Source organism: Luteimonas saliphila, from assembly GCF_016774335.1.
Classification (GTDB): Bacteria; Pseudomonadota; Gammaproteobacteria; order Xanthomonadales; family Xanthomonadaceae; genus Luteimonas; species Luteimonas saliphila.
The window spans coordinates 136,667-148,119 of the sequence record NZ_JAETWA010000037.1 but is presented as its reverse complement, the minus strand read 5'-3'; the positions used below and the strand labels follow the sequence as shown (position 1 = coordinate 148,119).

The window sequence follows — 11,453 nt, the reverse complement described above, 5'->3', positions numbered from 1 at the left end:
GCCATGAGACGACGCCTGTTCCCCTCGATCCCGCAGAGCCTGACCGTCTTCGCCTTCTGGGTGCTGATGGCCGAGGACTACGCGCCGGGCACGCTGCTGATGGCCGCGCTGCTGGCCTGGCTGATGCCGCACATCGCGGCGAAGCTGGAACGCGAGTTCGCGCGCCTGGGCAACGTGTGGATCCTGGTCCCGCTGGCGTTCCGTTTGCTCGGCGACATCGTGCTCGCCAACATCGCCGTCGCGCGCCAGGTGCTGGGCCCCGAGCGGCGGCTGCGCTCGCGCTTCGTCTGGGTGCCGCTGGACCTGACCAATATCCACGGCATCTCGGCGCTGGCCAGCATCATCACGCTGACGCCGGGGACGCTGAGTTCGGAACTGTCCGAGGACCGCCGCCACCTGCTGGTGCATTGCCTCGACGTCGACGACCCGCAGACGATGATCGACAACATCAAGCGCCGCTACGAGGCGCCGATGCTCAAGGTGTTCCCATGATCGACATCGATATCGCCATCGCCCTCGGCCTGATCGTGGTCGGCATCGCCATGCTGCTGTCGCTGTGGCGGCTGGTGCGCGGACCCACGGCACCGGACCGGATCCTCGCCCTCGACACGCTGTACGTGACCACGATCGCGCTGCTGGTGCTGTTCGGCATGTACCTCGACAGCGAGATCTACTTCGAGGTCGCACTGATCATCGCCATGCTCGGCTTCTTCGGCACCGTGGTGCTGAGCAAGTACGTGGTGCGCAGGGACATCGTCGAATGATCACCTGGCTGGTCGACCTGCTGACCCTGGCCCTGCTCGCGGTGGGCTGCTTCTTCGTGTTCCTGGGCAGCTTCGCGCTGGTCAAGCTGACCCGTTTCTTCCACCGCATCCACGGGCCGACCAAGGCCAGCACCCTCGGCGTGGGCTGCATCCTCCTGGCCTCGATCGCGTATCACTCGGTGCACGGCGCGGGCCTGCACCCGCGCGAACTGCTGATCACGGTGTTCCTGTTCCTGACCGCGCCGGTCGCCGCGCACATGATGTCGCGCGCGGCGCTGTCGCTGATGGACACGCGTCCCGAGGACCCCGCCGCCCCGGTGGAGCCGGAGGGCCACATCCGCGACGACGCCGACGAACGCGCCGAGCAGCAGGCACGCGAGCGCGGGGACGCAGGCGGCGGGCACTGACGCCCGGACCGGGGCGCTCCCTGCCCCGCCCGCCGTGCGGCGGGTGCCGGTCCCGGGCCGCGGGTCCGCGTGCCGACAGGCCTCCCGGGCCCGGCGCGGGCCACGCGCGGCGGCTCACATCATCAGCAGTTCGAACCCGACCCAGGCCAGGAAGGCCAGCAGCAGCACCGCGCCCTCCGCCCGGCTGATGCGCAGCTCGCCGCGCAGCATCGGCAGCAGCAGCGCGGCGAATACCAGCGCGGCGGGCAGTTCGAAGCGCACGAACGAGGCCGGCACCGGCACCTCGCGCAGCACCGCCATGCCGCCGACCACCAGCAGCAGGTTGACCAGGCTCGAGCCGACGACGTGCCCGGCGACGATGTCGCCCTGCCCGCGTCGCGCCGCGGCGATCGCCGCCGCCATTTCCGGCAGCGCGGTGCCGATCGCAACCAGCAGCAGGCCGCTCAGCAGCGATTCCATGCCCAGCGCCTGGCCCAGCGCCGCGCCGCCGTACACCGTCCACTTGGCGCCGAAGAACAGTAGCGCGGCGGCGATGGCCAGACGCACCAGGTTGAGCCCCGGCGCGGTGCGTGTCTCGGCGAAGCCCGCGAACTCGCTGCGCAGTTCCGGCTGTCGCCGCCCGAACGCCCAGGCGAAGCCGAGCACGGCGACGAACGAGGCCAGCAGCACGAATCCGTCCAGGCGGGTGAGGCGGCCGTCCTGCCCCAGCAGGATCGTCGCGAGCGTCGCCACCACCAGGCACACGATCAGCGACGGCAGCGCCTTCCAGCGGATCAGCAGCGGCGCGAACAGCGCCGCCGCGCCCAGGGTGAGGCCGAAGTTGGCGATGTTGCTGCCCACCGCATTGCCGAGCGCGAGTGCCGGGTCCCCGATCCAGAACGCGCGCAGGTTGACCGCGAGTTCCGGCAACGAGGTCGCGAACGCGACCAGCACCAGGCCGGTCGTGAACGGCGAAATGCCGAGCTTGCGGGCGAGCCCCGCCGCGGACTTGACCAGCGAATCGCCGCCGAGCGCCAGCAGCACGATTCCCGCGGCGAAGTAGAACAGTGCAGCGCTCATCGCGACATCCCTTCCACCGGCCAGTCCGCGATTCTAGGGTTCAGGTCCGGGGAGCGCCAATGGCCGCAGGGGCCGGAGCGCTGGATCGACGCTCGCGTGGACGCCGGGCGTCAGGAGCAGCCCTCGACATAGTCCACCTGCGGCGGCACGCCGATCCGCCATGCGTCGACGCGGCCCGCGGCATCCAGCTCCAGCACCAGCGCCGCCTCGCCACCCCCGGCGTCGGTCACGCGCAGCACCTTGCCCTCGGGGTCGTACTTGTGCGGCTGTTCTTCGACCCGACCCTCGTACAGGGCGCGCACTTCGTCTCCGCTCATCCCGACCTTCGCGCCGCCCGGCGCGGTCACCAATGCATCGCGCACGTCGATCCGCACGAAGCGGTCGCCCTCGATCATGAAGGCGGTGCGGTAGCCCTCGCTGCCGAGCGGCTGCGGGATCAGGTAGTGGCAGCCACCGGGCTCGGCGGGCCGTTCGTCGCCGAGGTCGCCACCCCAGGCCTGGCGCACGGCTTCGGCGCTCGCGCCGAACGCCGCCGGCCCGAAACCGGCGAAGCTGATCGTGCCCTCGGCCGGCGCACCGACGCGCAGCGAGCCCAGCGCCTGCTCGCTCGCGGTCGCCGGCGGCACGTCCCGTTCCGGCTGGTCGAGCGGCGCCTGCGATGCCGGCATCCCGGCATCGCCGTCGGGCATCGACGGTTCGGGCTCGTCGCGCTGCGCGGTGCAGGCACACAATGCGGCAAGGACGGCGAGGACGAACGGGGTCTGCAGGCGCATGCTCGGGCTCCGGTGGGTTGCTGGCGATCGCAGCCTGCCATGGCCCGCGTGAGCATCGTGAAGACGGGCGCATGCCATGGGATCCGGCGAAGGCCGCGCCGCATCCGCATCGCGATCGCGACCGGGCGACGGGGCCCAGCGGCTTCGGGTCTCGACACCGGCGCCGCGCGCGAATCACGCCACGCCCACCGTCCCTCGCGCTCCCGCTCCGGAGAATCGGCCTGGCCCGATGCCCGGCCGCCAGCCCGGGTCGCGGCTCAGCGCGGCGGCGCGAACTGCCTGCGCAGGCCCGCCCAGCAGGCCTGGTAGTCGCGCTGGCGGTGCGCGGCGTCGACCGCCTGCCGGGTCGGCTTGATCACCCCGCGGGTCTCGAACATGAAGGCCATGGTGTCGGTGATGACGTCGGGTTTCGACAGGTCGGCACTGGAGGCCTTGTCGAACGTGGCCGCGTCCGGCCCGTGCCCGCTCATGCAGTTGTGCAGCGAACAGCCGCCGGGCGCGAAGCCCTCGGCCTTGGCGTCGTAGGCGCCGTGCACCAGGCCCATGAACTCGCTGGCGACGTTGCGGTGGAACCACGGCGGGCGGAACGTGTCCTGCTGCACCAGCCAGCGCGGCGGGAAGATCGCGAAGTCGAGGTTGCCCACGCCCGGGGTGTCGGTGGGCGAAGTCAGCACCAGGAAGATGCTCGGGTCGGGATGGTCGAAGCTGATCGAACCGATGGTGTTGAAGCGCCGCAGGTCGTACTTGTAGGGCGCGTAGTTGCCGTGCCAGGCCACCACGTCCAGCGGCGAATGATCGATCGGCGCATGCCACAGGTGGCCGCCGAACTTCGCGATCAGTTCGAATCCACCCTCGAGGTCTTCCCAGGCGGCGACCGGCGAGAGGAAGTCGCGCGGATTGGCGAGGCCGTTGGACCCGATCGGCCCCAGGCCGGGCAGGCGCAGCAGCGCGCCGAAGTTCTCGCAGACGTAGCCGCGCGAGGCGCCATCGGGCAGTTCCACGCGGAAACGCACGCCGCGCGGCACCACCACGATTTCCTGCGGTTCGACATCCAGCACGCCCAGCTCGGTGGCCACGCGCAGGCGCCCCTGCTGCGGCACGATCAGCAGCTCGCCGTCGGCGCTGTAGAAGTAGCGCCCGCGCATCGAGGTGTTGGCCGCGTACAGGTGGATGCCGACGCCGGCGTGCGCGTCGCTGCCGCCGTTGCCGGCGACGGTGTAGAGGCCTTCGACGAAATCGGTCGGCGCCTCGGGCAGCGGCAGCGGGTTCCAGCGCATCTGGTCGGGCGATACGGGCGCCTCGCCGAAGCGGTCGTGCAGGCGCGGCTGCGCGAACGACTCGAAGCGGCCGTGCATCGCCGCCGGGCGGATCCGGTACAGCCAGCTGCGGCGGTTCTCGCCGCGCGGGGCGGTGAACGCGGTGCCGGTCAGCTGCTCCGCGTAGAGGCCGTGCGCCACCTTCTGCGGCGAATTGCGCCCGACCGGGAGGGTGCCGGGGATCGCCTCGGTCGCGAACTCGTTGCCGAAGCCGGACATGTAGCCATTGGTGGTCATGACGCTTCTCGCTGGTGGTTGTTCCGCCCGGGTTCCGCCGCAGGAGCGCTTTCGGGCGCGACAGCCTGGCGGGAACCGTCGAACGTCGGGTTCGCGGCTGAAGCCGCTCCTACGGTGGTGTCGGCCAGGTCGACAAGCCCTGCAAGTGGAGAGGGGACGGGAAAGCCTACAGCACGCCGCGCTTCATCTGGTCGCGCTCGATGCTCTCGAACAGCGCCTGGAAATTGCCTTCTCCGAAGCCCTCGTTGCCCTTGCGCTGGATGATCTCGAAGAAGATCGGCCCCAACGCGTTGGTGGTGAAGATCTGCAGCAGCTTGCGCTGCCTTGTCTCGACGTCGGCATCGATCAGGATCTTGTTCCTGGCCAGGCGTTCGAGGTCCTCGCCATGGTTGGGGATGCGCTGGTCGATCACCTCGAAATACGTGTCCGGGGTATCGAGGAACTCCACGCCCTGCGCGCGCATCTTCTCCACGGTGTCGTAGATGTCGTCGGTGAAGCAGGCGATGTGCTGGATGCCCTCGCCGTGGTAGGTGTCGAGGTACTCGTTGATCTGGCTCTTCGGATCGCTCGACTCGTTGAGCGGGATGCGCACCATGCCGTCTGGTGCGGTCATCGCCTTGGACAGCAGGCCGGTCTTGGCGCCCTTGATGTCGAAGTAGCGGATCTCGCGGAAGTTGAACAGGCGCTCGTAGTAGTCCGACCACTTCGCCATGTTCCCCTGGTAGAGGTTGTGCGTGAGGTGGTCGATGAAGGTCAGGCCGAAGCCCTTCGGCATCAGCTCGGCGCCGGGCAGGATCTCGTAGTCGGGATCGTGGATCGTGCCCTTGTCGTCGTAGCGGTCGACCAGGTACAGCATGCAGCCGCCGATGCCCTTGATCACCGGGGCGGCCACCGCCTTGGTCAGTTCGTCGTTCGCGTCGAAGGATTCGGCGCCATTCTTCAGCGCCTGCACGCGTACCCATTCGGCGAGCTTGCTGAAGCGGATCGCGAAGCCGCAGGCGCTGGAGCCGTGCTCGGCCGCGAAGCGCGCCGCGAACGAGTCGGGATCCTCGTTGATCAGGAAGGTGCAGTCGCCCTGGCGGTAGGTGCTGATCGGACGCGTGCGGTGCCGCGCGACCTGCACGAAGCCCAGGCGCTTGAAGTAGTCGTGGAGATGGCCGGCCTCGCCCGGGGGCGCCGCGTATTCGACGAATTCGAAGCCGTCGATGCCCATCGGATTCTCGAACGTGGCCACCGGCATGCCGGGCTGGCCGTTCGCGGCCTGTGACTGCGCTGTCATGTGATACTCCTCGCGGGGAAGGCGACGCGGCCTGCGTCGAGTTGCCTATTCTATAGTTTCACGAGAAACCAACAGCAAGGTGCAGCGCATCATGTCCGACCCAGCTGTCTCACAGGAACATGCGATCCTCGACCTCGAACGCTTCGTGCCCTATCGGCTGAGCGTCCTGTCCAACCGTGTCAGCAATGCCATTTCCAGCGAATACCATCGTCGATTCGGCCTGGCGATCACCGAATGGCGGGTGATGGCGGTGCTGGGCCGCTACCCCGGCCTGTCGGCGCGCGAGGTGACCGAGCGCACCGCCATGGACAAGGTCGCGGTCAGCCGCGCGGTGGCGCGCCTGCTGGAGCGGGAACTGCTCAAGCGCGACATCCACGGCGACGATCGCCGCCGCTCGGTGCTGACCCTGTCCGAGGCCGGCTACTCGGTGTACGACGAAGTCGCGCCGATGACCCTGGCCTGCGAACGGCGCCTGCTCGAGCCGCTGTCGGAAGAGGAGCGCGAGCTGCTGTCGCGGCTGATCGACAAGCTCGCCGGCGAAGGCATGGACGGGATGCTGCGGCACATCTGAGCGCGGACCCGGCAGCCGCGGCGCTTCGCAACGAAAAAGGCGGCCTGGTGGCCGCCTTTTTCCGCACCGGCGCCAACCGGGATCAGGAGCGCGTTTCCTTGCGCACGTCGACGCCCGCCGCGATCGGCTCGCCGAGTTCGCCCTGCCCGGCCAGATCGCCGTCGTCGCGCAGGGTGTCGAGGTGCATGAGCCTGCGGATCAGCGGCGCGACGACCAGCATGCCGGCCCCGACGCCGACCGCCAGCCAGCCGACATTGCTGTAGACCTCCAGTACGCGCTCGGGACCGGCGCCCTCGCCGCCCGTCGCCGCGGAAATCAGGCCTGCGGCGAAGTTGCCGGTGGCCGACGCGAAGAACCAGGCGCCCATGATCAGGCTCGCCATGTGCGCCGGCGTCAATCGGTTCATCGCCGACAGCCCGACCGGCGACAGGCACAACTCGCCCATGGTGTGGATCAGGTAGATCAGGAAGATGAAGATGACGGGGGTGACGCTGCCGCCGGCCTTGGCGCCGGCCACCAGCACCAGGAAGCCCAGCCCGACCTGGACCACGGCGAGCGCGAACTTGGTGGGCGTGGACGGCTCCATGCCGCGTCGCCCGAGCGTCAGCCACAGCCACGCGAACACCGGGCCGAGCAGCACGATGTAGATCGCGTTGAGCGACTGGAACATCGAGGCCGGGACCTCCCAGCCGAAGATGTGGCGGTCGACGGAGCGGTCGGTGAACAGGTTCAGCGAGGCGCCCGCCTGTTCGAACAGCGCCCAGAACAGAATCGAGCCGATGATCAGGTACAAGGCCGCGATGATGCGGTCGCGGTCTTCCTTCGGCAGCTTGAAGACCGCGATGAAGAGCACGTAGCCCACCAGGATCGCGCCCGCCACGCCCAGCAGGCTGCCGACCAGTTTCTGGTGCTGGATCATGAACCAGACCAGGCCGACCGCGGCGAAGCCGAGCGCATACAGCAGCCATTCGAACCGCACCCCGACCACCGGCTTCGCCAGCCGGGCCGCGTCCGGCGCCTCGCCGCGCCCCATCAGCAGCGGCTTGCCGAGCACGAACACCACCAGGCCCAGCAGCATGCCCACGCCGGCGGCGCCGAAGCCCCAGGCCCAGCCGTAGGTCTGGCCGAGGTACCCGGCGATCAGCGACCCCAGCGCGGCACCGAGGTTGATGCCCATGTAGAAGATCGTGTACGCCGGATCGCGGCGGATGTCGGTGCGCGGGTACAGCTGCCCGACCATCACCGAGATGTTGGCCTTGAGGAAGCCGGAGCCGACGATGATGAAGGCCAGCGCCAGCCAGAAGACGTTGATCTCCGCCGCGCTCTGGCCGCCGTCTCCCTCGAACGCCATCAGGAAGTGGCCGAAGGTCAGCAGCACCGCGCCGAACGCCACCGCCTTGCGCTGGCCGAGGTAGCGGTCGGCCAGGTAGCCGCCGACCACCGGCGCGATGTAGACCAGCGCGGTGTAGGCGCCGTAGATCACCGAGGCCTGTTCGTCCGAGAACATCCAGTGCTGGACGAGGTAGAAGATCAGCAGCGCACGCATGCCGTAGTAGGAGAACCGCTCCCACATCTCGGCGAAGAACAGGACGAACAGGCCCCGGGGATGCCCGAGGATGGTCTTGCGCTCTTCTTCGGCGTACGGATTGCTGGACACGGGCGACGGCTCCTCCACAAGGGACGACCGCCATCGAGGCGGTCGTTTCCCCTGCAACTTAGCCGCGGACGGCGCCGAAGGAAAGTGGCGCCGCGCCCGGCCCGCCCCTGCGGCCGCCGGGGACGGGCCGTTCAGCCTGCCGGATAGGCGTGGTGCGCGCCGGTGCCCAGCGGGATGTCCAGCGCCCAGAAGCCGAGCAGGAACGCGGTCCAGGCCACCAGCAGGGTGACCGAGAACGGCAGCATCAGCGCCAGCAGGGTGCCGACCCCGCTGTCCTTCACGTACTTGCGACAAAACACCACGATCAGCGGGAAGTACGGCAGCAGCGGGGTGATGATGTTGGTGCTCGAATCGCCCACGCGGTAGGCGGCCTGGGTGAGGTCGGGCGAGATCCCCAGTTGCATCATCATCGGCACCATGATCGCCCCGATCAGCGCCCACTTCGCCGAGGCCGAGCCGATCAGCAGGTTGACGAAGCCCGACAGCAGCACCAGCCCGATCAGGGTGATGCTGGTGTGCAGGCCCATCGCCTGCAACGCGTTGGCGCCCTTGATCGCCAACAGCGCGCCGAGGTTGCTCTGGCCGAAGGCGTAGATGAACTGCGCGCAGAAGAACGCCATGACGATGTAGTAGCCCATGCCGCTCATCGCCTTGCTCATCCCGGCGATGACGTCGCGGTGGGTTTTCACGCTGCCCGAGACGTAGCCGTAGACCACGCCGGGCACCAGGAAGAAAATGAAGATCAGGGCCACGATCGAGCGCATCAGCGGCGCCACCGGCGCCAGCAGCGGATGCGTGGCCGCGGGCACCTGGTCGGCGGGCGCGGCCCAGGGCGTGCCCGGGATCAGCAGCGTGGCCACGAACAGCGCGAGCGTTGCGACCATCGCCACCCCCGCCAGGGTCAGGCCACGGCGCTCCCGTGGCTCGAGCGGATCGAGCACGGGCATGTCCGCCGGATCGCCATCGACGGCGGTGCCGCGCAACCGCGGCTCGATCACCCGGTCGGTGAGGAACCACGCGATCGCGATCACCAGGAACGACGAGGCGGTGGTGAAGACGTAGTTGTTGAGCGGATTGACTTGGACGGCCGGGTCGATCAGGTGCGCCGACGCCTGGGTCAGGCCGGCAAGCAGGGGATCGAGGCTGGAGGGCACGAACATGGTCGCGCTGAATCCGCCGGACACGCCCGCGAACGCCGCCGCGATGCCCGCCAGCGGATGCCGCCCGGCGGCGTAGAAGATCACCGCGCCGAGCGGAATCACCAGCACGTAGCCGGCGTCGACCGCGACATGGCTGAGGATACCCACCGCGACCAGCATCGGCGTCAGCAGCATCTTCGGCGTCACCGACAGGATCGCCCGCAGGCCGGCGCTGATGAAACCGGTGTGCTCGGCGACGCCGAGCCCGAGCATCGCCACCAGCACCACGCCCAGCGGCGGGAAATTGACGAAGGTCTGCACCATCTGCGCCATGAAGCCGGTCAGGCTGGTGCCCGAGAGCAGGTTGACCACCTGGAGGGGCACGCCGCCGGGATTGTCGGGACTGATCGAGCGCGGATCGATCTCGCGGAATTCGACGCCCGACAGCAGCGCGGACACCACCCAGACCGCCAGCATCAGCAGCAGGAACAGCACCGCAGGGTCCGGCAGGCGGTTGCCCACGCGTTCGACGGCATCGAGAAAGCGGGTGACGAAGCCGCGCGGCGCCGCGGCGCGCTCCGATCCTGGCTGGTTCATGCGGTGTAGGTCCCCCGTCCGGCTGGTAACGGACGCATCCTAGTGCAATTTCCCGGGACACGACGCCCGCACGCGCCCGGCCGCTACAGGCGTCGCTGCGGCCACAGGTAGTCGCGATCGTCGAAGCTGCGGCACCAGTGCGGCCGGTAGACCACCACCAGCACCATCACCGTACCGGCGAAGAAGGCCTCGGCGAACGCCAGTAGCGGCGTCGCGGCGAGATAGGCCGAGGCCGCGCGGTCGCCCACCCGGGCCGCCACCGCCGCCTTGGCGAGCATCGACGCGGCCATCGCCAGCGCCGCGCCGCCGAACGCGTTGAGCATCACGTAGGTGAAGATGTTGCGCGGCACCCCGTTGCGCGCCGCCCACGACACCAGCGCGGTGACCGCGACCGGCAGCGCGCCAGCGACGAGGAAATCAGCCGCCCAGCCGTGCCAGGACGCGCCCAGCAGCACCCCGGCGAGGCTCACCAGCGCCATGACCCAGCACGCCACGCCGGCGCCGAACATCAGCGTCGCGATGCTGGCGCCGAGGAAGTGCAGCATCACCCCCTGCAGCGGCGCGGTGTTGAACCAGCGCATCGCCGCCAGCGCCAGCGCGGCGACGACCAGCACCCGGCGCGCGTCCGCGTCCGCGTCGCGAACGTGCGCGCGCAGCGCGGGCCAGGCCCGGGTGAGCACGGTCGCCGCCAGCAGCCAAGCCAGCCATCCGAAGACCCCGGGGACCGCGGACTCCATGGAAGCGGCGCGTGCGGGCTAGCGCCCGGGTCCGATCTGCGTGCGCACGTCGAACAGCTCGGGGAAGAAGGTCAATTCAAGCGCCTGCTTCAGGAAACCGACCCCCGAAGAACCGCCGGTGCCGCGCCTGAAGCCGATGATGCGCATCACCGTGCGCATGTGGCGGAAGCGCCACAGCTGGAACTGGGTCTCCAGGTCCACCAGATCCTCGCACAGCGCGTACTCGCGCCAGTAGCGGCCGGTATCCTCGTAGATCGCCTCGAACACCGGCAGCAGCGCCTCGTCGCGCACGTGCGGGCGGGTCCAGTCGCGCTGCAGGTGGTGCCCGGGGATCGCATGGTCCCAGCGCGCGAGGTACATCAGGAACTCGTCGTACAGGGCCGGCGCCTCCAGCGCCTCGCGCAGCGTCGCCTGCCCGGCCGGGTCGTGCGCGAACACCTTGAGCATCGCCGCGTTCTTGTTGCCGATCAGGAACTCGACGGTGCGGTACTGCAGCGACTGGAAGCCCGACGACGGTCCCAGCACGTCGCGGAACTCCATGTATTCCGACGGCGTGAGCGTCTCCAGCACCGACCACTGCTCGGTCAGCTGGCGCAGCACCTGCTTGCACCGCGCCAGCACCTTCTGGCACTGCCAGACCTGGTCGCGGCGCAGGAAGCCGATCGCCGCGCCCAGCTCGTGGATGATCAGCTTGAGCCAAAGCTCGGAGACCTGGTGCTGGACGATGAACAGCATCTCGTCGTGGTGCGGCGGGTCGGACAGCGGCCGCTGCGCGGACAGCAACTGCTCCAGCCCGAGGTACCCGCCGTAGGTGATCCTGCCGTCGAGGTCGGTGTGGATGCCCTCCTCGAGCGGACGTTCGTTCTTGTCGATGGCCATCGCGCGAGGGTAACGCATGGCCGCCGTGCCGCGTCATG

Annotated in this window: 12 protein-coding genes; 4 read left to right on the top strand and 8 right to left on the bottom strand. The window is 69.2% G+C overall.

What is annotated here, in order from left to right; genetic code table 11:
- Window positions 1–3 precede the first annotated feature (3 nt).
- The 3 genes from JMO03_RS10985 to JMO03_RS10975 are packed head-to-tail and all read left to right on the top strand — an operon-like array spanning window position 4 to window position 1,171.
- Window positions 4–492 (top strand): Na+/H+ antiporter subunit E, encoded by a 489-nt coding sequence (locus JMO03_RS10985; RefSeq protein WP_202843279.1) that lies wholly within the window; start codon window positions 4–6, stop codon window positions 490–492.
- A complete protein-coding gene (locus tag JMO03_RS10980) occupies window positions 489–764 on the top strand; it encodes a K+/H+ antiporter subunit F (RefSeq protein ID WP_202843277.1) in 276 nt (91 codons plus the stop codon). The genes JMO03_RS10985 and JMO03_RS10980 overlap by 4 nt, the downstream gene beginning before the upstream one ends.
- Window positions 761–1,171 carry a Na+/H+ antiporter subunit G gene (locus JMO03_RS10975; protein ID WP_202843276.1) on the top strand — a complete coding sequence of 137 codons (411 nt, stop codon included), beginning with the start codon at window positions 761–763 and terminating at the stop codon, window positions 1,169–1,171. Before JMO03_RS10980 ends, JMO03_RS10975 begins: the two co-directional genes overlap by 4 nt.
- A 114-nt stretch (window positions 1,172–1,285) precedes the next feature.
- Here the strand turns inward: JMO03_RS10975 and JMO03_RS10970 are convergent, their stop codons facing one another.
- From JMO03_RS10970 to hppD, 4 genes are all read right to left on the bottom strand, one after another.
- Window positions 1,286–2,230, bottom strand: coding sequence for a sodium:calcium antiporter (locus JMO03_RS10970; protein ID WP_202843275.1), 945 nt, complete (start codon window positions 2,228–2,230; stop codon window positions 1,286–1,288).
- A gap of 110 nt (window positions 2,231–2,340) precedes the next feature.
- Window positions 2,341–3,003, bottom strand: coding sequence for a hypothetical protein (locus JMO03_RS10965; RefSeq protein ID WP_202843274.1), 663 nt, complete (start codon window positions 3,001–3,003; stop codon window positions 2,341–2,343).
- Between the two features lie 257 nt (window positions 3,004–3,260).
- The gene (hmgA, locus tag JMO03_RS10960) at window positions 3,261–4,556 is read right to left on the bottom strand and encodes a homogentisate 1,2-dioxygenase (RefSeq protein ID WP_202843272.1); all 1,296 of its coding nucleotides are present in this window, start codon (window positions 4,554–4,556) and stop codon (window positions 3,261–3,263) included.
- A 166-nt stretch (window positions 4,557–4,722) separates the two neighbouring features.
- Window positions 4,723–5,835: a 4-hydroxyphenylpyruvate dioxygenase gene (gene hppD / locus JMO03_RS10955; protein WP_202843271.1), complete on the bottom strand. Its 1,113-nt coding sequence runs from the start codon at window positions 5,833–5,835 to the stop codon at window positions 4,723–4,725.
- A gap of 91 nt (window positions 5,836–5,926) precedes the next feature.
- On the opposite strand from hppD, the gene JMO03_RS10950 reads away from it, so the two are divergent.
- Complete coding sequence (locus JMO03_RS10950; protein WP_202843269.1) at window positions 5,927–6,406, top strand: MarR family winged helix-turn-helix transcriptional regulator; 480 nt, start codon at window positions 5,927–5,929, stop codon at window positions 6,404–6,406.
- Window positions 6,407–6,488: 82 nt separating this feature from the next.
- Here JMO03_RS10950 and JMO03_RS10945 read toward each other — a convergent pair whose 3' ends face one another.
- From JMO03_RS10945 to JMO03_RS10930, 4 genes are all read right to left on the bottom strand, one after another.
- Window positions 6,489–8,063, bottom strand: coding sequence for an oligopeptide:H+ symporter (locus JMO03_RS10945; protein ID WP_202843267.1), 1,575 nt, complete (start codon window positions 8,061–8,063; stop codon window positions 6,489–6,491).
- A gap of 131 nt (window positions 8,064–8,194) precedes the next feature.
- Window positions 8,195–9,799, bottom strand: coding sequence for an AbgT family transporter (locus tag JMO03_RS10940; protein ID WP_202843265.1), 1,605 nt, complete (start codon window positions 9,797–9,799; stop codon window positions 8,195–8,197).
- Between the two features lie 83 nt (window positions 9,800–9,882).
- Window positions 9,883–10,536 carry an energy-coupling factor ABC transporter permease gene (locus JMO03_RS10935; protein WP_202843263.1) on the bottom strand — a complete coding sequence of 218 codons (654 nt, stop codon included), beginning with the start codon at window positions 10,534–10,536 and terminating at the stop codon, window positions 9,883–9,885.
- An 18-nt stretch (window positions 10,537–10,554) separates the two neighbouring features.
- The gene (locus JMO03_RS10930; RefSeq protein ID WP_202843261.1) at window positions 10,555–11,415 is read right to left on the bottom strand and encodes a tryptophan 2,3-dioxygenase; all 861 of its coding nucleotides are present in this window, start codon (window positions 11,413–11,415) and stop codon (window positions 10,555–10,557) included.
- Between the last annotated feature and the right edge of the window lie 38 nt (window positions 11,416–11,453).

Excerpts from the sequence above, each read along its gene's own strand:
- JMO03_RS10985 (WP_202843279.1), top strand. The coding sequence starts at position 4 with ATGAGACGACGCCTGTTCCCCTCGATCCCGCAGAGCCTGACCGTCTTC.
- JMO03_RS10980 (WP_202843277.1), top strand. The coding sequence starts at position 489 with ATGATCGACATCGATATCGCCATCGCCCTCGGCCTGATCGTGGTCGGC.
- JMO03_RS10975 (WP_202843276.1), top strand. The coding sequence starts at position 761 with ATGATCACCTGGCTGGTCGACCTGCTGACCCTGGCCCTGCTCGCGGTG.
- JMO03_RS10970 (WP_202843275.1), bottom strand. The coding sequence starts at position 2,230 with ATGAGCGCTGCACTGTTCTACTTCGCCGCGGGAATCGTGCTGCTGGCG.
- JMO03_RS10965 (WP_202843274.1), bottom strand. The coding sequence starts at position 3,003 with ATGCGCCTGCAGACCCCGTTCGTCCTCGCCGTCCTTGCCGCATTGTGT.
- hmgA (WP_202843272.1), bottom strand. The coding sequence starts at position 4,556 with ATGACCACCAATGGCTACATGTCCGGCTTCGGCAACGAGTTCGCGACC.
- hppD (WP_202843271.1), bottom strand. The coding sequence starts at position 5,835 with ATGACAGCGCAGTCACAGGCCGCGAACGGCCAGCCCGGCATGCCGGTG.
- JMO03_RS10950 (WP_202843269.1), top strand. The coding sequence starts at position 5,927 with ATGTCCGACCCAGCTGTCTCACAGGAACATGCGATCCTCGACCTCGAA.
- JMO03_RS10940 (WP_202843265.1), bottom strand. The coding sequence starts at position 9,799 with ATGAACCAGCCAGGATCGGAGCGCGCCGCGGCGCCGCGCGGCTTCGTC.
- JMO03_RS10935 (WP_202843263.1), bottom strand. The coding sequence starts at position 10,536 with ATGGAGTCCGCGGTCCCCGGGGTCTTCGGATGGCTGGCTTGGCTGCTG.
- JMO03_RS10930 (WP_202843261.1), bottom strand. The coding sequence starts at position 11,415 with ATGGCCATCGACAAGAACGAACGTCCGCTCGAGGAGGGCATCCACACC.